The 19,932-nt window shown below is 49.6% G+C and carries 18 protein-coding genes and 2 tRNA genes; 18 read left to right on the top strand and 2 right to left on the bottom strand.

The features are described from left to right. Positions 1–2 precede the first annotated feature (2 nt). Entirely contained in the window at positions 3–182 is a 180-nt protein-coding gene (locus tag BM091_RS00520; RefSeq protein WP_093392602.1) for a hypothetical protein, read from the bottom strand. A 169-nt stretch (positions 183–351) separates the two neighbouring features. Here BM091_RS00520 and BM091_RS00515 point away from each other — a divergent pair, with 169 nt between their 5' ends. The 16 genes from BM091_RS00515 (at position 352) to BM091_RS00440 (ending at position 16,105) form a co-directional block, all read left to right on the top strand. Then, complete coding sequence (locus BM091_RS00515; protein WP_093392600.1) at positions 352–690, top strand: hypothetical protein; 339 nt, start codon at positions 352–354, stop codon at positions 688–690. A 9-nt stretch (positions 691–699) separates the two neighbouring features. Next, positions 700–1,227: a hypothetical protein gene (locus BM091_RS00510; protein WP_093392598.1), complete on the top strand. Its 528-nt coding sequence runs from the start codon at positions 700–702 to the stop codon at positions 1,225–1,227. A 333-nt stretch (positions 1,228–1,560) separates the two neighbouring features. After that, positions 1,561–2,508 (top strand): acetyl-CoA decarbonylase/synthase complex subunit delta, encoded by a 948-nt coding sequence (locus tag BM091_RS00505; protein ID WP_093392596.1) that lies wholly within the window; start codon positions 1,561–1,563, stop codon positions 2,506–2,508. A gap of 54 nt (positions 2,509–2,562) precedes the next feature. Further along, complete coding sequence (cooS, locus tag BM091_RS00500; RefSeq protein WP_093392594.1) at positions 2,563–4,539, top strand: anaerobic carbon-monoxide dehydrogenase catalytic subunit; 1,977 nt, start codon at positions 2,563–2,565, stop codon at positions 4,537–4,539. A gap of 128 nt (positions 4,540–4,667) precedes the next feature. Continuing rightward, entirely contained in the window at positions 4,668–7,019 is a 2,352-nt protein-coding gene (gene acsB, locus BM091_RS00495) for an acetyl-CoA decarbonylase/synthase complex subunit alpha/beta (RefSeq protein ID WP_093392592.1), read from the top strand. 83 nt (positions 7,020–7,102) lie between these two features. Continuing rightward, entirely contained in the window at positions 7,103–8,455 is a 1,353-nt protein-coding gene (acsC, locus tag BM091_RS00490; RefSeq protein ID WP_093392590.1) for an acetyl-CoA decarbonylase/synthase complex subunit gamma, read from the top strand. 105 nt (positions 8,456–8,560) lie between these two features. After that, positions 8,561–9,442, top strand: coding sequence for a dihydropteroate synthase (locus BM091_RS00485; RefSeq protein WP_093392588.1), 882 nt, complete (start codon positions 8,561–8,563; stop codon positions 9,440–9,442). A gap of 200 nt (positions 9,443–9,642) precedes the next feature. Continuing rightward, positions 9,643–12,393, top strand: a complete 2,751-nt coding sequence (ppdK, locus tag BM091_RS00480; RefSeq protein WP_093392586.1) for a pyruvate, phosphate dikinase — start codon at positions 9,643–9,645, stop codon at positions 12,391–12,393. An 80-nt stretch (positions 12,394–12,473) separates the two neighbouring features. Then, positions 12,474–13,421 (top strand): HpcH/HpaI aldolase/citrate lyase family protein, encoded by a 948-nt coding sequence (locus BM091_RS00475; RefSeq protein WP_093392584.1) that lies wholly within the window; start codon positions 12,474–12,476, stop codon positions 13,419–13,421. A 4-nt stretch (positions 13,422–13,425) separates the two neighbouring features. Continuing rightward, positions 13,426–13,995, top strand: a complete 570-nt coding sequence (locus BM091_RS00470; protein ID WP_093392583.1) for a chalcone isomerase family protein — start codon at positions 13,426–13,428, stop codon at positions 13,993–13,995. 3 nt (positions 13,996–13,998) lie between these two features. Beyond that, positions 13,999–14,310: an HNH endonuclease gene (locus BM091_RS00465; protein WP_093392581.1), complete on the top strand. Its 312-nt coding sequence runs from the start codon at positions 13,999–14,001 to the stop codon at positions 14,308–14,310. Continuing rightward, complete coding sequence (locus tag BM091_RS00460) at positions 14,310–14,510, top strand: hypothetical protein (RefSeq protein ID WP_093392579.1); 201 nt, start codon at positions 14,310–14,312, stop codon at positions 14,508–14,510. The genes BM091_RS00465 and BM091_RS00460 overlap by 1 nt, the downstream gene beginning before the upstream one ends. Continuing rightward, on the top strand, positions 14,507–15,514 hold the full coding sequence (locus BM091_RS00455) for a lysylphosphatidylglycerol synthase transmembrane domain-containing protein (protein ID WP_177193462.1): 1,008 nt from the start codon (positions 14,507–14,509) through the stop codon (positions 15,512–15,514). Before BM091_RS00460 ends, BM091_RS00455 begins: the two co-directional genes overlap by 4 nt. Before the next feature lie 93 nt (positions 15,515–15,607). Then, positions 15,608–15,683, top strand: a tRNA-Val gene (locus tag BM091_RS00450). Positions 15,684–15,687: 4 nt separating this feature from the next. Then, positions 15,688–15,765 (top strand) — tRNA-Asp (locus BM091_RS00445). A 118-nt stretch (positions 15,766–15,883) separates the two neighbouring features. Then, entirely contained in the window at positions 15,884–16,105 is a 222-nt protein-coding gene (locus tag BM091_RS00440) for a hypothetical protein (protein WP_093392575.1), read from the top strand. Between the two features lie 56 nt (positions 16,106–16,161). On the opposite strand, the gene BM091_RS00435 is transcribed toward BM091_RS00440, so the two are convergent. Next, entirely contained in the window at positions 16,162–17,094 is a 933-nt protein-coding gene (locus tag BM091_RS00435; RefSeq protein ID WP_093392573.1) for a metal-dependent hydrolase, read from the bottom strand. 128 nt (positions 17,095–17,222) lie between these two features. Between BM091_RS00435 and BM091_RS00430 the strand changes: the two genes are divergently transcribed. Together BM091_RS00430 and rlmD are read left to right on the top strand one after the other, a co-directional pair. Beyond that, positions 17,223–18,509 carry an SEC-C metal-binding domain-containing protein gene (locus BM091_RS00430; RefSeq protein ID WP_143083072.1) on the top strand — a complete coding sequence of 429 codons (1,287 nt, stop codon included), beginning with the start codon at positions 17,223–17,225 and terminating at the stop codon, positions 18,507–18,509. A 21-nt stretch (positions 18,510–18,530) separates the two neighbouring features. After that, positions 18,531–19,928, top strand: a complete 1,398-nt coding sequence (rlmD, locus tag BM091_RS00425) for a 23S rRNA (uracil(1939)-C(5))-methyltransferase RlmD (RefSeq protein ID WP_093392569.1) — start codon at positions 18,531–18,533, stop codon at positions 19,926–19,928. Positions 19,929–19,932 lie beyond the last annotated feature (4 nt).

Raw genomic sequence — 19,932 nt, 5'->3', positions numbered from 1 at the left:
GACTATGCTTCGGCTTCCTGGGTGGAAGCTTCCGTATCGGTAATCACCGGTTCGGTTTGCTGCGCCGTGGATTCTGTTTGCGCCTGTAGAAGCCCGCGAGCTCTCAGTTTAAGCCGTTTTCTTCTGCGTCGTCTCCTGCGCTCGATTTCTCGCCTCCGCTCGATTTTTTTATGTCTGGCCATAACCCTCCTCCCATTTTGCCGTTTATTTCGGAGCGTGTTCTCTTTACTCCAATCCATTATGAGAAGTCAAACTCTATTGATTCTGTCTGCTTTTCGTTGCCTTTCGTAATCGCAAAGGTTATTAGTAACTTGCATGAAAGGTTACGGCCCTCGTGGGAGGACTTAAAGGATGAAACTTATGAGCGTTGAAGATTTTCGCAGGGAGAATGAACCCTGGAAGACCTATTACGTTGCTTTTCTTAAGGGTTCTCATGGTGCGTGGTTTCCTTTTTGTGTTATGAGTTCTGAAAAGGGCGACAAGCTGGATACCCTGTGCGTTTCTAAGAGTTATTCTCTTCTTGAGGAAGTGGTGAAGCCCTGCGTGGATAAAATCGAGGCGATTGAGCAGTACATTGTTCACTACGTTTACGGTGAAGAGATAAACAACCTTATCGATCGCTATGGCCTTTCCCACGTGGGGTATATTGAGGATGATGGTGAGTGTGGTTGCGGCTGTGGATGCCGCTGAGGAGTGAAGATGGCGAGGATTATTTATGCCCATCCCTCAAGAAGAGGCTATCCTTTGCATGTGTTTACCGATCTGGATTTTTGGGATGCCAGAAAGATTTTCAGGGATAAGCTGGGTTTGTTGAGTGTCCGCAGAAACTTTGGGAAGGATCCCGACGGAGATATCTATCCGACTCAGATTGTATCGGACGAGCGATCTCAGAGGCTTAAGAATCTTGTTGAAAAGAGACTCAGAAAGGCCGTTGTTGCTCCGCCTCGTCACGTGGTTGTTCGTGAGATGATAATGAACGGATCTTTCAGATTCCGGCCTTATGATTATTTTCCGGACAGATGGAGTAAGAGCCTTATAGAGCGGGTTATGCGTTTCAGGTTGCCTCTTGAGCAGTCTGCCCTGTCTACTCCTTATTATACTGTGGAGCTGGTGTGGGAAGGGGATGAACTGGTTGTAAGGCGGATACATCGTGAAAAAAAGCACGATCCTGTAATTCGCACTCCCGAAGAAGCCAGAAAATACAGAATTATTCCCAGCGGTTTCTGACTTATACATCACTTTCTGGAATGACCGTCAGTATGATGCTAAATTCACAAGAATAAGACTTGACACTTTATGGCTGATTCCGTAAACAAATGTAACCTGAAGATGCAGGTCAATTGTAACCTGGTGCACGAATCCGGAAAGGAGCTTCTTTTAGTTTCTGCCATAGTGGATTGAGTTGAGAAATGAGGTGTATGATTCAAATTAAAACCCGGAAAGTAAAGGCGAAGCGAGGAAGGGAGCGTTATTGGCCTGAGCCGGGGGCTCGGGCATTTTTTTTGACTGAAATCTGCAAGGGTGGAAAGTCAACTTGTATAGAAGAAAGGAGGTACTACCTTGGCGTTTGAACCGACAAAACAAAAGTATACCGGAGCCGTTCGGCAGGTTACGCTTGGTGTGGGCGATAAGGCTGTTACGGTGGGTGGCAGATCCTGTTTCCCCTTTTACACCTTTGAGGGTGAGATGCCGAATCCGCCCAGGGTAGCAATGGAGGTCTGGGACAAGAATCCCGGCGATGAGTGGCCTGAGACGGCAAAAGAGCCCTTTAAGGACGTACTGGATGACCCCGTTGCGTGGGCAAAGAAGTGCGTGGAGAAATACGGGGCAGAGATCATTGCTCTTCAGACGAGAAGTGCAGACCCCAATGCCGACAACAAACCTGCTGCAGAAGTTGCCGCTGTCGTGAAGAAGGTGGTGGATGCTGTGGATGTTCCGGTTATCGTGTGGGGTGTAGCGAATCACGAGAAGGACATAGAGGTTATGAGGCTTGTTGCCGAGCAGTGTTCCGGGAAGAACCTGGCGCTCGCTCCTGTGGAAGAAGGAGACCATAAGCAGATCGGTGCTGCCTGTATGGGATACAATCATGTGGTGGTTGCTTCCACGCCCATCGACGTTAACCTGGCAAAGCAGCTCAACGTCCTGCTGGGCAACCTCGGAGTGAAGGACGATAAGATTCTCATCGACCCCACCACCGGTGCCCTTGGCTACGGGCTTGAATACACCTATTCGGTCATGGAGCGAATTACTCAGGCTGCGCTTGCTCAGGGTGACGACAAACTCGCCAATCCTATTGTGAACAATCTGTCAATAGAAGTTTGGAAAACAAAGGAAGCCAATCAGACCACAGAGGAAGCCCCTGAACTCGGGGATGCCAAGACGAGAGCCGTATTGATGGAAGCGGTAACTGCTGTGAGTTACCTGCTGGCGGGATCTGACATAGTCATCTTGAGGCATCCCGATACGGTTAAGTTGGTAAAGGATTACATAGAAAAGATGATGGCTTAGTTTTGATGAATTTGCATTAAAAAGACCCCAGGAAGGGGTAGAAGAGGTGAAGGTATGGCTGAGGTTGAAAAGAAAGAAAAGAAAAAAGAGTACAATTTGAAGGAATTTACCACCTGTGAATCCACCCTTATGATGCTCCAGAAGGCGGCGGCAGAAGGAGTGGATAACGCCTTCTTCCGGGCGGCCGAGATGAAGCCGTGCCCGATCGGTATGGAATCTGCCTGCTGTAAGCACTGCGCCATGGGACCCTGTCGTCTGAACCCCAAGGATCCCTATTCTCGCGTTGGTGTTTGCGGTGCCACGATTGACACAATTGCCGCCCGTAACTTTGCGAGAATGGTTGCCTCCGGTGCTGCGGCTCACACCGACCACGGTATGACGATGCTGGATGTCTTTCGGGATGTCGTGAACGGTAAGATTAAAGATTACAAAATTAAGGATGAGGTTAAGCTCAGAGAAGTTGCAAAGAGTGTGGGTATAGAGGTTGAGGGTAAGGAAACTCTCGAAATTGCTAAAGAACTTTATCATGAGCTGGAGAAAACTTACACACAGGTTGAGGGTGAAATTCCCTTTGCCAAGCGCGTACCTCCCAAGACTCTTGAGACCTGGAGGAAGCTCGGGATCGTTCCCCGGGGTGCCATGAGAGAAATTATGGAACTCATGCACCGCAGTCACATGGGTGTGGATCAGGATTACAGGAATATCGTATTGCAATGCTCCAGAACGGCTCTTGCCGACGGCTGGGGCGGTTCTATGGTTGCGACGGAGATTTCCGACATCCTTTTCGGAACTCCCAAGCCTCTGGTTGCGGCCGTCAATATGGGTAACCTCAAGGAAGACCATGTAAACATAATCGTGCACGGCCACGAACCCAATCTTTTTGAGTCTATGATAGATTCGGTTAATGATCCCAAATTGATTGAAAAGGCCAAGGAAGCTGGAGCAAAGGGGATTCAGCTCCTGGGTATGTGTTGTTCTGGTGCTGAGGCGCTTAGCCGTCATGGTATTCCTCATGCTGGAAACTTTATGAGTACCGAAGCTGTTCTGGTTACCGGCGCTGTTGATGCGATGGCCGTGGACGTTCAGTGTATCAAGCAGGGACTTTCGACCGTAGCCAAGTGCTATGGAACCCGTCTGTTTACGACCAATCCCAGGTGCAAGATTGAGGGCGTTGAGCACATCGAGTTTCATGAAAGAGAGCCCCGTAAGTGCACGGATAAAATAGTTGAGATGGCGATTGAGCGCTTTAAGAACGGGAGACCCGACAGGATAGTGATTCCTCCCCGGCGGGACTTCGGAGTGCATGGTTTTTCCCACGAATACATCAATTACATGCTCGGAGGTACCTTCCGGGCTTCTTATAAGCCGCTGAACGAAAATATTATAAACGGTAAGATAAGGGGTGTTGCGGGTGTTGTTGGTTGTACGAACCCGAGAGTGCGTCAGGACTGGGTCCATGTTGAGCTGGTAAAAGAGCTTATCAAGAACAACGTGCTTGTCGTTCAGACCGGGTGCTCCCAGATTGCTCTGGCCAAAGCGGGTCTTATGAAGCCCGATGCGGCAGTGCTTGCAGGGGATGGTCTTGCAGAGGTTTGTGAAGCCGTGGGTATGCCACCTGTTCTGGGACTGGGCTCCTGTGTTGATAACAGCAGAATTCTTATTGCCTGTGCCGAAATGGTCAGGATTGGCGGTCTTGGGGAAAGCATTGCAGATCTTCCCGTTGCCGGTGCGGCTCCTGAGTACATGAGTGAAAAGGCCATATGCATTGGGCAGTATTTTGTGGCTTCGGGCGTTTACACCGTATTCGGTGTAACCTTCCCGACCATAGAGGGTACGAAGTTCCACAAGCATCTTTTTGAAGAGCTTGAAGAGATGGGTCTTGGCAAATGGGGATTTGCAACGGATCCCATTGAAATGGCCCACAAGATGATCGCCCATATCGATAAGAAGCGTGAGGCCCTCGGCATCATGGGCCCAAGAGAAAGAAAGCTCTTCGATATGGCGGATCGTCGTGCTCTCGATGTTGTGTAATTATCCGGGGGTTCTGCTTTGATGCGGAACCCCCTGTATCCCAACCAATGGAGGTTGGGGTTTTATGGTTTGGAAGATTCTGGATACACGGAGTGTATCGAAAATATCCTTAAGAAAAGGGGTAAGCTATGTCGAGGTTAGTAGCATTTGCCGTAATACAGGGAGCTTACAATATAGTCGAAAAGGCCGAAGGTAAGTGGAAGCAGGCTATGGACAAGTTCGGACCCAATGAACCCATTGGGTTCCCGAACACGGCCTATTACCTGCCCATAATTTATTCAATTCTGGGTCATAAGGTGGAAAAGCTCGGTGATGCCGAGTTTGTTTTCAAACGCTGCTGGGAACTCATGCCGCCTCACCTGAGCAAGCGTATTTTCACACCGTACCTTGGAAATATCCTTGATGCCGGTATGGCGGCTCTCTTTGCCGAAGAAGTTGTTGAAGCAATTCGTTATGTGGAAGATCCCGACTTTTACTATCCCCATGAGGATCCCGACATCGAAAACGGCAAAATCTGGCTTGGTGCTGCAGATGACATCATCATGAGAAAGCGCGGCGTTGAGTTCGTTGACGGTACGGCGCCGGGTTTTGCGGCGATTGTTGGAGCTGCCCCCGATCCCGAGACGGCCAAGATGATTGCCGAGGAATATCAGAAGAAGAATCTTTACGTTTTTATGTGCGCCAATCAGTACGGCACCACCTTTACGGAACAGTTGATTCAGGCAGGGGTCCAGATTGGCTGGTCCACCCGGCTAGTGCCCTTCGGTCCGGATATCTCTGCTGCCGTTTTTGCTCTCGGTTTTGCAAATCGTGCGGCTATGGCCTTTGGAGGTATTGAACCCGGTGACTACCGTAGAATCCTTAAGTACAACAAGGATCGTATCTTTGCCTTCGTAAATGCCCTGGGCGATGTAAATGCTGAGTGGGCGGCCAATGCTGCCGGGGCCATTAACTGGGGATTCCCGACGATAGCCGATACGGATATCCCGGAAATTCTGGTCCACGGTGTTTGCACTTACGAGCACGTTGTGGCCAATGTTCCTCATGATCAGATTGTTTCCAGATCTATCGAGGTGAGAGGTCTTAAGGTTACGGTGACCGAAGTTCCCGTTCCTGTTGCTTATGGTCCGGCCTTTGAGGGTGAGCGTGTACGTAAAGACGATGTTTATCTCGAGTGCGGTGGTGGCAAGACTCCCTGCTTTGAGCTGGTCAAGATAGCGGATATGGACGCCGTGGAAGACGGAAAGGTGACCGTTATTGGTCCCGACATTAAGGATGTTGAACCGGGTTCGGTTTTGCCTCTTGGAGTGGTGGTCGAGGTTGCCGGAAGAAAGATGCAGGAGGACTACGAGCCGATTCTTGAGCGACAGATCCATCACCTTGTGAACTATGCTCAGGGTGTGATGCACATAGGCCAGAGGGACATTGCCTGGTATCGTATCAGCAAGTCTGCTGTGGAAAAAGGATTCACCCTTGAGCACATTGGGAAGATCATTCACGCTAAGTTCCACCAGGACTTCGGGGCTATTTTCGATAAATGTCAGGTAACCCTTTATACGGAAGAAGATAAGGTTCGAGAGCTTCTCAAAGAGGCTCAGCAGAGGTACAAGATTCGTGACGAGCGCATTGAGGGAATGACCGACGAGACAACGGAAATATTCTACTCCTGCACGCTTTGCCAGTCCTTTGCCCCGACCCATGTCTGCGTGGTAAGCCCCGAACGTACCGGTCTTTGTGGTGCCTATAACTGGCTTGACTGCAAAGCTTCATACGAAATAAACCCCACAGGTCCCAACCAGCCCGTTCCCAAAGGTGAAGTGCTCGATCCCGTTTTGGGCAACTTTAAGGGTGTAAATGAGTTCGTTGAAAAGGCTTCGAGAGGAGCGATCAAGAGCTACAATTTCTACAGCGTTGTCCACGACCCCATGACAACCTGTGGGTGTTGTGAATGTATTGCAGCGGTATTGCCGCTTTGTAACGGCGTCATGACCGTGAACCGTGAGTACACGGGCATGACACCTTGCGGTATGAAGTTCACGACCCTGGCGGGTACCATCGGCGGCGGTCAGGTCACGCCCGGCTTCGTGGGTCACAGCAAGTACAACATCACCCAGAGGAAGTTCATTGCCGGTGACGGTGGAATCAAGAGATTGGTGTGGATGCCCAAGATGCTCAAAGAGGAGATCAGGGAGCGGCTCATCAAGCGAGGCGAAGAGATAGGTATCCCCAACTTCATCGATATGATTGCAACTGAAGAACAGGGTGTGACGGAAGAGGAAATTCTTCCCTTCCTGAAAGAAGTAGGGCATCCTGCTCTGTCGATGCCTCCCATTCTCGGAGAGGCTATGCCTGAGGCTGCCGTGGCTGCCGAAGAGGCTGCTCCTGCCGCCGAAGAGGCAGCGGCCGGTGAAGCCGAATGGGGTGAAGAAGAAGGCGAAGCCGAGTGGGGAAGCGAAGAAGGTGAAGGTGAAGGCTGGTAGTTCTTTGTGAAATAAGTCGGTGTGGGGGGGATTCCCCCACACCTGTTATCTGTGATGGGAAACGGTGAGGAGGAGATTCGGTTATGGGAATGACGGGAATTGAAATTTTTAAGCTTCTGCCCAAGACAAACTGTGGCGAGTGTGGTGCGCCTACCTGTCTTGCTTTTGCCATGAACCTGGCATCGGGTAAGGCCGAGCTGGATCAGTGTCCTTATGTATCCGAGGAGACCAAGAAGATACTGGCTGAACAATCCGCACCGCCTATACGGACGGTTAACATTGGAACCGGCGATTATGCCATCGAAGTGGGTGGTGAGCTGGTGCAGTTCCGCCATGAAAAGACCTTCAACAATCCCACGGGCATAGGTTGCCTTATTACCAGTGATGAGGATGACGCATCCATTCAGGGTAAGATTGAGAGGTTCAAAGCCCTGCAGTTTGAGCGCGTGGGCGTGATGATGCGCCCCGAGCTTTTTGCGCTCCTCGACAAAAGCAATGATCCGGCAAACTTTAAGGCTTTTGTAGAAAAAATCATGGGGATGACCGATGCCAGTCTGATTCTCATGTCGCCGAATCCGCAGGTTATGGAGGCTGCTCTGGAGGTTGCCAAGGACAGAAAGCCCCTTATTTATGCGGTTACCATGAAAAACGGGCCCAAGATGGCGCCTCTTGCGAAAAAGTACGGTTGTCCCGTTGTTGCTCGCGGGGACGGTCAGCTGGATACCGTAATAAAGATCACTCAGAATTTGCTCAAGATGGAAATAAAGGATGTCGTCATTGATACGGGCGCCAGAGATCTGAAGACGCAGTTCACCCACAACGTTATGATTCGTCGTGCGGCTCTGGTTGATCGTTTTCGTCCTCTTGGCTTTCCGACCATAGTTTTTGCCAATGAAATGGCTTCATCTCTAGAGGAAGAAACCCTGGTTGCCGCAACCTTTATCGCTAAATACGGTGGAATTGTTATATTGAGTGATTTGCAGCCTCACTCTGTCTATCCGCTGTTGCTGCAGAGGCTTAACATCTTTACCGACCCGCAGCGTCCGATGACGACGGAACCCGGCATCTATCCGATAAACAACCCCGACGAAAATTCTCCCGTTCTGGTTACCTGCAACTTCTCACTTACCTACTTCATCGTGTCCGGTGAGATTGAAGCCTGCCGTCAGCCTGCCTGGTTGCTTGTCAAGGATACCGAGGGTCTTTCCGTTATGACGGCATGGGCGGCCGGTAAATTCAGCGGTGAAGACGTGGGAATGTTTGTTAAGAAGTGCGGGATCGGTGATAAGATCAAGCATAAAAGCATAGTGATTCCCGGATATGCGGCGGCCATCAGCGGTGAACTTGAAGAAGAGCTCGGCGGTTGGAACGTTGTGGTAGGTCCCAGAGAAGCCAGCCAGATTCCCAAGTTCCTCAAGGTTTTCAAGCCTGAGTAATAAATTTTTAATTCCATCGGGGTTCCTCCCCGGTGGAAAGCTTTTAATTAGCATTAAGGACGGTTTTCGAAAAATTGACGTAAATTTTTAAGGAGGCAGTGTCCTATGAAGCTTATCGGAGAAAATCTTAATATTGTCAGCAAGAAGTACGGAAAGGCCCTTAAGGAAAGGGACAAGAAGACGATACAGGAGCTTGCCATCCAGCAGGCTGAAGCGGGAATGGACTATATAGACCTCAATATAGGTCCGGCCGGCAAATATGGCGAAGAGCTTATGAGCTGGCTTGTTCCGGTTATTCATGAGGTCGTCGATCTGCCGTGTGCCCTTGACACTTCTAACATAAAGGCCATTGAAGCGGGGCTCAAGGCTCATAAAAAGGGTCGCGCTATGATCAACTCAATAATGGTGCGACCTGAGAGGATGGATGCGCTTTTGCCTCTGGCTAAGGAATATGACGCCGAGTTTGTTGCTCTTCTCTGGGGACCTGAGGGGATGCCTAGGGATGAGAACGAGCGAGGTGCACTCTGTGCGGAGATAGTATATCGGGCAACGGAGATGGGGATTCCTCCTGAAAGGATCTACGTTGATCCCATTCAGACACCGGTAAACGTGCAGCAAAATCAGATAATGAGTGCTCTGGCCTTTATGAAGATGTTTCCCGATATTGCTCCCGGTTGCAGTTCGACAATAGGTCTGTCCAACGTATCCAACGGGGCTCCGGAGCACCTCAGACCGATACTTAACAGGGTTATGCTGATCATCTGGAAGCGGTGGAATATGCAATCCGCCATAGTTGACTGTTTTGACAAAGAGCTTCATGCAATTGCTCGAGGCGAACGTCCCGAGCTGGAAGCTCTGGTCCACAAAGTTGAAGACGGCGAACCCATCGATATGGATTCTCTTACTAAGGAAGAGCGAGATTATGTAAAGACGGCTCGGGTAATTCTCGGCCATACCCTTTATTCTGATTCCTGGCTGGAGCTGTAAAACTCCGGTTATTTATAAAATTTTTTTCAAATCAGCAAAAAGAAGAGGCTGCCGAGAAGGTGGCCTCTTTTTGCTTTTGAAGTCGATGAATCTTAAATTCTTGTGTTTTTCCCGTTCTTCAATAATATAACCTCGTTACTTGGGTTTTGTGCCGCTGAATCTATTCTGTTTACAGCTTGAAACATCAGGGAGTGGGCACCATGGCGCAGAAGTATGTTTACTTCTTTGGAGGGGATAAGACCGAAGGCAATGCAAAAATGAAGATGCTCCTTGGAGGAAAAGGAGCGAATCTTGCCGAGATGGCAAATCTGGGTATTCCCGTACCGCCCGGCTTTACCATCACAACGGAGGTGTGCAAGTATTTCTACGAGCATGGGGAAACCTACCCTCCCGAGCTGAAGGAGCAGGTAAACGATGCCCTGAAGCGGGTTGAAGAGATCATGGGCAAGAAATTCGGTGATCCTTCCAATCCGCTCCTTGTTTCGGTCAGATCGGGTGCTCCCATAAGCATGCCGGGTATGATGGATACGGTCTTGAATCTGGGGCTTAACGATGAAACTGTTCGAGGACTTGCGGAAAAGACGGGGGACGAAAGATTTGCCTACGATTGTTACAGGCGCTTTGTAGCCATGTACGGTGATGTGGTACTCGGGTTGAAGCCGGTTGGTAAGGATGATGTGGACCCATTTGAGCAGGTTCTGGAGGAACTGAAGCATCGAAAGGGCATAACTTACGATAATGAGCTGGATCCGGAAAGCCTGAAGGAGCTGGTGACTCTTTATAAGAAACTGATAAAGGATCGGCTTGGTATCGATTTTCCCGACGATCCGGAAGAGCAGTTATGGGGGGCAATAGGCGCCGTTTTTAAATCCTGGAATAATCCTCGAGCCATTGCGTACCGGGAGCTCAACGATATACCCGATGATATGGGGACGGCCGTAAACGTTCAGGCTATGGTTTTTGGAAACATGGGGCCTGATTCTGCAACAGGGGTGGCCTTCACGAGAAACCCTGCCACTGGGGAAAACGTTCTTTATGGTGAATATCTTATTAATGCTCAGGGTGAAGATGTTGTTGCAGGGATCCGAACTCCTCAGCCCATAAACAAAGCCCAGAAAACCGATCCCGATTCTGTTTCTCTTGAAGAAGCCATGCCTGAGGTCTATGAGGAACTCGAGAGGATTAGAAAACTTCTGGATCGTCATTACCGGGATATGCAGGATGTCGAGTTTACAATCGAACGTGGGAAGCTCTGGATGCTTCAGACCAGATCGGGCAAGCGAACGGCTTTTGCGGCTCTGAGGATAGCCGTTGAGATGGTTGAAGAGGGAATATTGACCGAGGAAGAAGCCGTAATGAGGGTTGAGCCTCAGCAGTTAACTCAGCTTCTGAGGCCGACCTTTGACCTGAAGAGCAAAGAAAAGGCACTGGCTGACGGGGCTTTCCTCGCAAAGGGATTGAATGCGGGACCGGGTGCAGCAACCGGAAGGGTGGTTTTCAATGCTCCCGATGCAGAAGAATGGGCATCGCGAGGCGAACAGGTAATACTCGTCAGGATGGAGACTTCCCCTGAGGATATTCGGGGTATGCATGCGGCTCAGGGTATTCTTACAAGCCGTGGTGGTATGACCTCTCACGCCGCCCTCGTTGCCAGGCAGATGGGTAAGGTTTGCGTTGTCGGCTGTGGAGCTCTGGAAATAGATTACAAAAAACGGCAGTTTACCGTTAACGGCAGGATCGTTCGTGAGGGTGACTGGATTTCCCTTGACGGCACGACCGGAGAGGTCTTCGAGGGCAAGATTCCCACTCAGCCTTCTGAAATCGTGCGGGTGGTGGTGGATAAATCTCTTAAGCCGGAAGAATCAATCGTGTACAGGAATTATGCAAAACTGATGGAGTGGGCGGACCGTTATCGCAGGCTGGGTGTCAGAACCAACGCCGATAAGCCCGATCAGGCCTCTGTGGCCATTGCCTTTGGAGCGGAAGGTATCGGATTATGCCGAACCGAACACATGTTTTTCGAGGGAAGGCGCATTGACACAGTTCGTGAAATGATACTGGCCGATGACCAGGAGGGACGGGAAAAGGCTCTGGCGAAACTTCTGCCCATGCAGAAGGAAGACTTTAAGGGAATTTTCAGGGTTATGAAGGGTCTTCCCGTGACGATCCGAACTCTGGACCCGCCTCTACACGAGTTTCTGCCTGCTGATGAAAAAACGGCAGCAGAACTCGCCAGCTCCATGGGCGTTCCCTTCGAGAAACTCTGGGCAAAGATAGAGGCTCTTCATGAAGCGAACCCAATGCTGGGCCATCGTGGGTGCAGGTTGGGGATAGTCTATCCGGAAATAACGGCCATGCAGGTTCGGGCCATATTCGAAGCCGCCTGCGAAGTTCAGAAAGAAGGTATTCCGGTAAAGCCGGAAATTATGATCCCTCTGGTGGGGCATGTAAAAGAGCTGGAAAATCAGAAGAAGGTAATTGACGAAGTGGCCTGCCAGGTTTTTCAGGAGCAGGGAGTTCACGTGGTCTATTCTGTCGGGACGATGATCGAGGTTCCGAGAGGGGCTATTACTGCCGATGAGATAGCTAAAGAAGCCGAGTTCTTCTCCTTTGGAACGAACGACCTTACTCAGACGGTTTACGGCATAAGCCGTGATGATGCCGGGAAGTTCCTGCATCATTATCTGGAGAAGGAAATCTGGGAATACGATCCCTTTGAAAGAATAGACCGGGACGGAGTGGGACAGTTGATGAAGATCGGGGTTGAAAAGGGCAGATCGACCCGTGCGGATCTCAAGATAGGCATCTGTGGAGAACACGGTGGAGAACCCACCTCTGTTGAATTCTGCCATCAGATAGGTCTGGACTACGTAAGCTGTTCGCCTTACCGTGTTCCCGTTGCAAGGCTCGCTGCCGCTCAGGCTGCCATAAAAGAACGCCTGAAAGCCTGATAAACTGTTGAGTTTGCGGGAGAGGCATTCCTGGTGTCTCTCCCTTACCGCTTTTGAGTGCTTTCTGCGAGGAGAACGTTATGGCCGTGGAGCGCCCCTGTCGGTTGCGCAGATCTATTTTGTCTGTTCCGGGAAATCGTGAAAAAATGATTGAAAAATCCCGAAGGCTTCCCGCCGATGTGGTTATGCTCGACCTGGAGGATAGCGTACCGGTCGATCAGAAAGATGAAGCCCGAAAGCTGGTTATATCGGCATTGCAGAACGGAACCTGGAGGGCTCCTACTCTATCGGTGCGCATAAATCCCATGGACTCTCCCTGGGCGTACCGTGACATCGTTGACATAGTGGAGAAATGCGGACGGGTATTGCACACCGTAGTGATTCCCAAGGTTGAGGATCCCTGTGAGGTGAAGGCGGTAGATTATTTCATCGGTCAGATTGAGCTGAACTGCGGTTTTCCTTCCGGTCGGATAGGTCTTGAGGCATCGGTGGAAACCGCTAAAGGGATGATACTTGTGGAAGATATTGCTGTGAGTTCCCGGCGACTCGAAACCCTGGTTTTCGGCATAGCCGACTATACGTCCTCGGTGGGAGCTCCGGCGGTAGGTGTGAGCGGCCATGGGGAAGCGGAGGATTTTTATCCGGGTCACAGGTGGCATTTCCCGATGAGTCGGCTGGTTATGGCGGCCAAGGCTGCGGGTCTTATGGCCGTTGATGCCCCCTATGGAGACTTCAAAGATATCGAAGGTTTAAGGCGCTCCTGCCTCATCTCCCGTGGATTGGGCTACGACGGAAAATGGGCTATCCATCCTGATCAATTATCGATAATCAACGAACTCTTTGCCCCATCCCCTGAAGACGTTGAAAGAAGCCTGAAGATTGTGAGAGAATACGAAAAAGCCCGGGAAGAAGGGCGGGGAACATGTTCCGTTGATGGTAAAATGATAGATGGGGCGACCTTAAGACTTGCAAGGCAGACTCTGGAAAAGTGGAAAATGATGGAAAGCCTTAACAGAACGGAGGGGTAGGTTTATGAGCAGGAGGGGAATTATATTATTCACTGCGCTGTTCTTTTCCCTTGTATCCTTTTATGGGTATGCCTTGGAATTCAAAGGGGTGATCTTTGAAGACAGGTTAACCATTGGGGATACCGATTGTGTCCTTAACGGAGTGGGAATACGCAAAAAGTTTTTTGTGGAGGTTTATTACGGTGGGCTTTATCTGCCTCAGAAGACTGGAGATAGCCGGGCGGTAATTGAGATGGATGTTCCGAAGGCAGTGGTTTTGAAGGTTGTTTACAAGAAGGTTGATGCGGAAAAGTGGCGTGAAGGCTGGGTTGAAGGTTTCAAAAAAACTGCTGAATCTTACGGGGGTGACTTGAAAGAACGGATCGATAGGTTCGTGAGCTTTTTTGACGAACCCGTGGTGAAGGGTGAAGAAGTACGAGTGGTTTATGTTCCGAATCGGGGAACTGAGGTTATCGTTAAAGGCAGGTCTAAAGGCGTGATTCCCGGGAGTGATTTTATGAAGGCTCTCTGGGCAATATGGTTTGGGGAAGAGCCGGCCTCGGAGGAGCTCAAAAAGGGAATGCTGGGCATGTAGGATATGGAGAAGTACTTTTTTGTCGTCGAGGTTTCTCCGGAGTTCGTCAACCGGGAAAGAGAAAAAGCTAAGGCCTTAAAAAAAAGCAGGTGGTGGCAGAGAAAGATTTCTCAGGGGATTTGTCATTACTGTGGCAGATCTTTTCCTCCTTCGGAACTCACAATGGACCATATTGTTCCCATAATACGGGGTGGTCGATCAACCAGAGGAAACATCGTCCCCGCCTGTAAAGAATGTAACGCCAAAAAGAAATACCTTCTGCCCCTTGAATGGGACGAATATCTCAAAAAACTTAAAGACGACGGGAAAGAGTGATGGACATCTCTAGCAAAGCCGAATGCCGTGAGTGTGAGTTTGCCGTTTATTGTTTTACCGAGCCTTCTCAATGGGTTTTTCGCACAAAAAAGGATGTGGAAGAAATCAAGAGAGCCCTTGAAACCTGTCCGATAAGGCCTCTGGTTGGGATGGGTTATCGGGAAGAAGGGAGGGCTTTTTTGGGGAACGAAAAATCGTGAAGTTCTTTTACCTGAAGAGGCGGTTCTGGGTAACCGTTTTCGCGGGTTTATTGGTACTTGGATGGGTGGTTAAGAAGGCCCACGTTGGTGAAGTTGTCGGCTATTTGAAAGAGGCTGATCCTTTATGGTTTTCCGGCGCCTTTGCCTGCTCTGTTGGAAGTTACATCTGCATCGGAGAAATAATGAAAACCCTGATAAAGGCAACCCGGAGGAATCTAACCAGAGCCAGCGCATACCTGATAGCCTTCGTTTCGACGGTGGTAAATTATGTTATGTCTGTTGGCGGTATAAGCGGACTGACCGTAAAGGTATATCTCCTTTCTAAAAAGAAGATCCCGGCGGGAGAGACCCTGTCCATTTCCGTAATACACGGCTTTTTTACCAACACGATAGCCGTTTTCATCGTCGTAGCCGGGTGTTTTTTTACGGTAAGGTTAAAAATCTTTACGGGGGGAATTGCAATTCCCGTGTTTTTTATCGTTTGCTGTGCTCTTTTTTTCGGTTTTCTGTGTACTGCCGTCGTCGTAAGCAATCGGGTGAGAGAGTTGTGCTGGCTCTTGTTGAAAAAGATTGCCGAGGTTGTACCCGGCCCCGGCAGGATAAAAGGATTTTTTTCAAGGTTGGACGGAGCTTTTCGGTGTTTTCATGAGTCAATGTTGTTTCTTACGAAATCAACGGGAGGACTTGCCCGCACTGCTGCCTACGCCCTGGCCGACTGGGTCTTGATGTTCGGATGTCTTTATTTGTCCTTTCTGGCAGTACACTACAATGTGAGCCCCGAGCTTCTTATCGTTGGTTTTTGCACAGGGCTTCTGGTATCGCTGATTTCGTTAATTCCCGGTGGTCTTGGGATTTACGAGGGATCTATGGTCGGGGTTTTTTATTTGATGGGTCTTGATTATGAAAAAAGCCTTGCTGCGGTAATGATTTATCGATTGCTTTACTTTTTTATCCCGGCCGTTGTGGGCCTTGTGTTGCTCGGCCGAGAACTGGTTGTTGATTAGTTTTTGATATGAAAATTACTTGACAGAGTCCGTCTTTTCCATTACATGGAAAGTCGCCTTCGGGTCCAACCCCGGCTTGCCCGGAGGAAGGAAGGGCGGATAGCTCAGTTGGGAGAGCATCGGCCTTACAAGCCGGGGGTCACAGGTTCGAGTCCTGTTCCGCCCACCAGAGCGGGGTCGTAGTTAAGCCAGGTTATAACGCCGGCCTGTCACGCCGGAGGCCGCCGGTTCAAATCCGGTCGACCCCGCCATTTCTTTTTTGATCCCCCAGAAAGCCCCTTCATTGCCTTTTCTGAGGATTTACAAACCCGCATATCTGCTTACCTTTTAGTCAAAAAGGAATAATGGACTGGTCAGGAGGTTTTTGAGATGAGAGAAAGATTTGATTGGGTGAAGAATATAAGCTTTGAATCGAACGGCAGGGATGTATATACTGCTTCAGAAGCTCCCGCCGGGGAAAATGTGACCGGTGTTGCGCCGGAAGAAGAGAAAAAAGGAAAGGATCGGTCAATAGACAGAGAAGCCTGGCTTGAGCAGTGGATGGAAGATGTAAAGCGGTTCATAAGAAATATCGACGTTAACAGTCTATAGCGGTGTATCATATATGAAAGCCTGCGAGGAAAAAGAAAGGCCCGAAGGGGCCTTTTTTATTCGATAAAATAAGCTTCTTTTATCTTTCCGCTATCGTCCAGGGAAACAACCAGCGAAAAGGGAATATCCTGAACCTTTTCCGGGACACGCCAGGTGCTTACAAATCTGAGATCCCCTAATATGAGATTTTTATGGGGATTGGTTGCAGAAGTTTGAAAAGGAAATATAGCAAACCAATCATAAACCCTGAGGGTCCTGGGAATGGATGCATCCTTTTCTGCCGTTTTTAAGAAGTTTGCCCTTGCGAATTCGTATTCCGGCCCCTCAATTTTCATTCCCGGGAGGAAAAACCTCGCCATTTTGTATGAGCCTGGATTTATCGCAATTACCTTCCAGTAAAAAGGGGTGCCGAGCTCGGGGATCACGCGATGGTTTAAGGCCGGTGGCAGTATTGAGCTGATTTTGCGTTCTGCAACAAGGCCCATAGCCCCGCAAATCATCGGGTAGCAGAACAGGGTCAGCAGGGCTACGGTCGTTGCGGACTGCTTCCAGCGTGACAGTGATAGGAGTATTATCAAAATGCCCGTGAACAGGGGATCTACAATGAATACCCAGTCCAGGGCAAAGCGATGCCTTGAGAAGGGTAGAAAAATCTGCGTCCCGTAAGACGTGATAACATCCAGAAAGATGTGAATAAACATTGCCGTCGTTAGGGTTATCCAGGTGGTAAGGACATTCCATTTTGATGACAGGAGCCTTAATAGCAAAGCGACAAGGGCAGGAAAAAAAAGGGCAAAGAAAAGAGAGTGAGTGAATCCCCGGTGATGAACTATATATGCTTCTCTTCCAAAAAAACCGGCGATGTTATCTATGTCCGGTAAAAGTGCTCCAACAAAAAATAGCCATCCGTAACGGGCGGGAATGGTAAATTTTAGCTTCAAAAACTTTGCTCCAATAAGCCCGCTTACGCCGTGGGTTATAGGATCCATCGATTTTCCACTCCGGAGAAAGCTTAGTCTTCGCCTTTAAATTTAATAAGTCCTTCCTTTTGACACAAAGGAAAAAGCATGGTCATATAGGCTCTCCGGAAGAATTTTGAGAAAGGAGAAGAGATTTCATGGAGGATTCTAGGATGTCGGTTAATGCTTCCGATCGTTTTGCTCCTGTTTATGCCTATTTGAAAGGTGAAACTGCGGAAAATGTGTGTCTGCGATATGGGATCGGCAGAAAAGAACTGGAGAGACGGATCGGCGAATATCAGCATCTTGCCCGGCGTGCCGCCGCTATGGAAAGTCTTCCTGGCGAGAAGATATCTCGAAACGATCCCTGTCCCTGTGGCTCGGGAAAGAAGTATAAGAAGTGTTGTATGCCTTTACACGAGGAAATCAGAAAGACACTCCCCAGGGACCGCTGGTTGAAACAGGAAGAAAAAGCAAGAAAGAAGAAGTTTCTTGAAAAAGAAGTGCAGCGGGGTTTTGACCTGCTTCTCTCTATGGACTTTGGAAAGGCCGAAAGGTTGGCGACAAAACTCCTGACCGAGTTTCCGGAAGACGACCGCCTTCACGACATATTGATGACCGTGTTTATGGTTCGGCAGCGTTACGATGATGCGCTCGTCATTGCCAGAAAGCGCTGGCAGGTGGCTCTGGAAGAAAGGGATTACTATCAGGAGCACGGCCAGCACAAGCGAGACCGGGATGACACGGTGGTTCATTTTTACTCGCCCTCAACGTGGCTGGAAAAATTCTGGATTGCTCAAAGGGCCGGCAGTTACTCAAAGGAGTTTCCCGAAGGCAACCATCCCGTGTTGAAACGGCTGAGTGCGGAGCTTATGACCGCCAACGACGTTAAAAGATTTCCTCAGCGAGACCAGGAAGGTTATCGGGTAAGGCGAGAAGCCCTTGATTCGGTAATAGAGCAGATAAAAAGCTACGGGGAAGATGCTTATCCTTACGTTTTGCCGCTGGCCTACTACTTTTCCTGGGCAAGCCTCTTTGTGCCCGAAGTAATTGCCGCTCCGGGAACCGAAAGGTCTTTGCGCCTCCTTGCCGAACTATCAATGTTCAGATTTCCCTTTTTTGCCCAGATGTGCCTCAAGCATCTGGAGGAAGCTGGAGAGAGATCTGTTCCGATCATCAGGCAGGTGATAGAATCTCACAAGGCCTTTGACGAACTTAAGGTTGGCCTGATACTGGTTCTCGGAAATATCGTCTGTGACGAGAGCTTTTCCATACTGGTGGAACTGACGGAGCATGAAAATCCTTATGTCGTTAACTGGGTGGCTCAGGCACTGGGTAAGCATCAAAACCCGGCCGCTTTACCTTACCTTGAAAAGGCCAGGGAACGGCTGGGTGAGCTGAGCAAGATTGCCGGTGCTATAAGAGAGCTCGTGGAAACCCGCTAGTTGTGAATCGTCCCGAAAGATATGGCCATTAAGGCTGGAAAAGAGCTGATTGTAAAAATCGAGAAATTTGCGTTAGGGGGGAAAGGCCTTTCCAGGGTAAACGGAGAGGTGCTCTTTGTTGACGGTGGCATCCCGGGGGCCACCGTGAGGGTGAAGGTAACGAGAAAGAAGAAGAGCTACTCCGAGGCCAGGATACTGGAAGTAATCGAACCGTCTCCGGACGAATCCCCGCCTTTTTGCTTCCATGCTTCTTATTGCGGCGGTTGTTATTGGCAGCGTGTTAACTACGACAGACAGCTTGAATGGAAAGAACGTCTCGTAAGAGAGACACTTGAACATCTTGGAAATCTTGACGCATCGACGGTTAGGCCCATAACGCCTTCGCCGGAAACCCTGTATTACAGAAACAAGATGGAATTTGCCTTTTCTGCCAGACGGTGGTTCAGACCCGATGAAATAGCTAAAGAAGTTGAACTTAAGAGGGACTGCGGGCTTGGTCTTCATGTGAAAGGGCACTTTGACAGGGTTTTTAACGTTGAAGAGTGTTACCTGGAATCGCCACAGGCCGTGGATCTTCTTAAAACCGTTAGAGAATTTTGCAGGGGGAGCGGACTTCCTGCTTACGACATTAACAGGAAGGAAGGATTTTGGCGTTTCCTGGTTATTAGAGAGGGAAAGAACACAGACCAGCGCCTGATACATCTGATAACCACGACTAACGATGAAGCTGCCGGTACGATCGAGGCCCTGGGGCAGATGCTGGAAAAGACCGGAATGGTGACAACCTTTGTGCACTCGACGAACGATAGCCTTTCTCAGGTAGCCTTTGGTGAGTCGTCCATCGTTCTTTTTGGACAGGGCTATATTGAAGAGAGACTGGGAAATTTCAGGTTCAGAATTTCTCCCAATTCATTTTTCCAGACGAACCCACGGGGAGCCGAGATACTTTACGGCAAGGTCCTCGAGTGTGCGGGCCTGACCGGTGGTGAGACCGTCTGGGATCTCTATTGCGGGACCGGCTCCATTTCAATATTCGTTGCACCTCATGCCCGAAGGGTGGTGGGGGTTGAACTGGTTGAAGAAGCGGTGGCCGATGCTTACGTCAACGTGGAACTGAACGGCATTGAAAACTGCACCTTCCATGCCGGTGATATCAAGGAAGTTATCAGGGAATTGAGTACGGATGTTCCCGATGTGATCATTACCGATCCCCCGAGGGCGGGTATGAATCCGAAGGTTATCAGGGGGCTAAAAGACGTAAAAGCGCGAAGACTGGTTGCGGTATCCTGCAATCCTGCAACCCTCGCACGGGACCTGTCGATGCTTGCCGATTCATACAGACTCCTGGAAGTTTATCCTTTTGACATGTTTCCTCATACTCCGCATATAGAATGTGTTGCTTTACTGGAGAGAAAGTAACGGA

It is taken from the genome of Thermodesulforhabdus norvegica, assembly GCF_900114975.1.
GTDB classification, from domain to species: Bacteria; Desulfobacterota; Syntrophobacteria; order Syntrophobacterales; family Thermodesulforhabdaceae; genus Thermodesulforhabdus; species Thermodesulforhabdus norvegica.
This window is presented reverse-complemented; position numbering and strand designations above follow the sequence as displayed.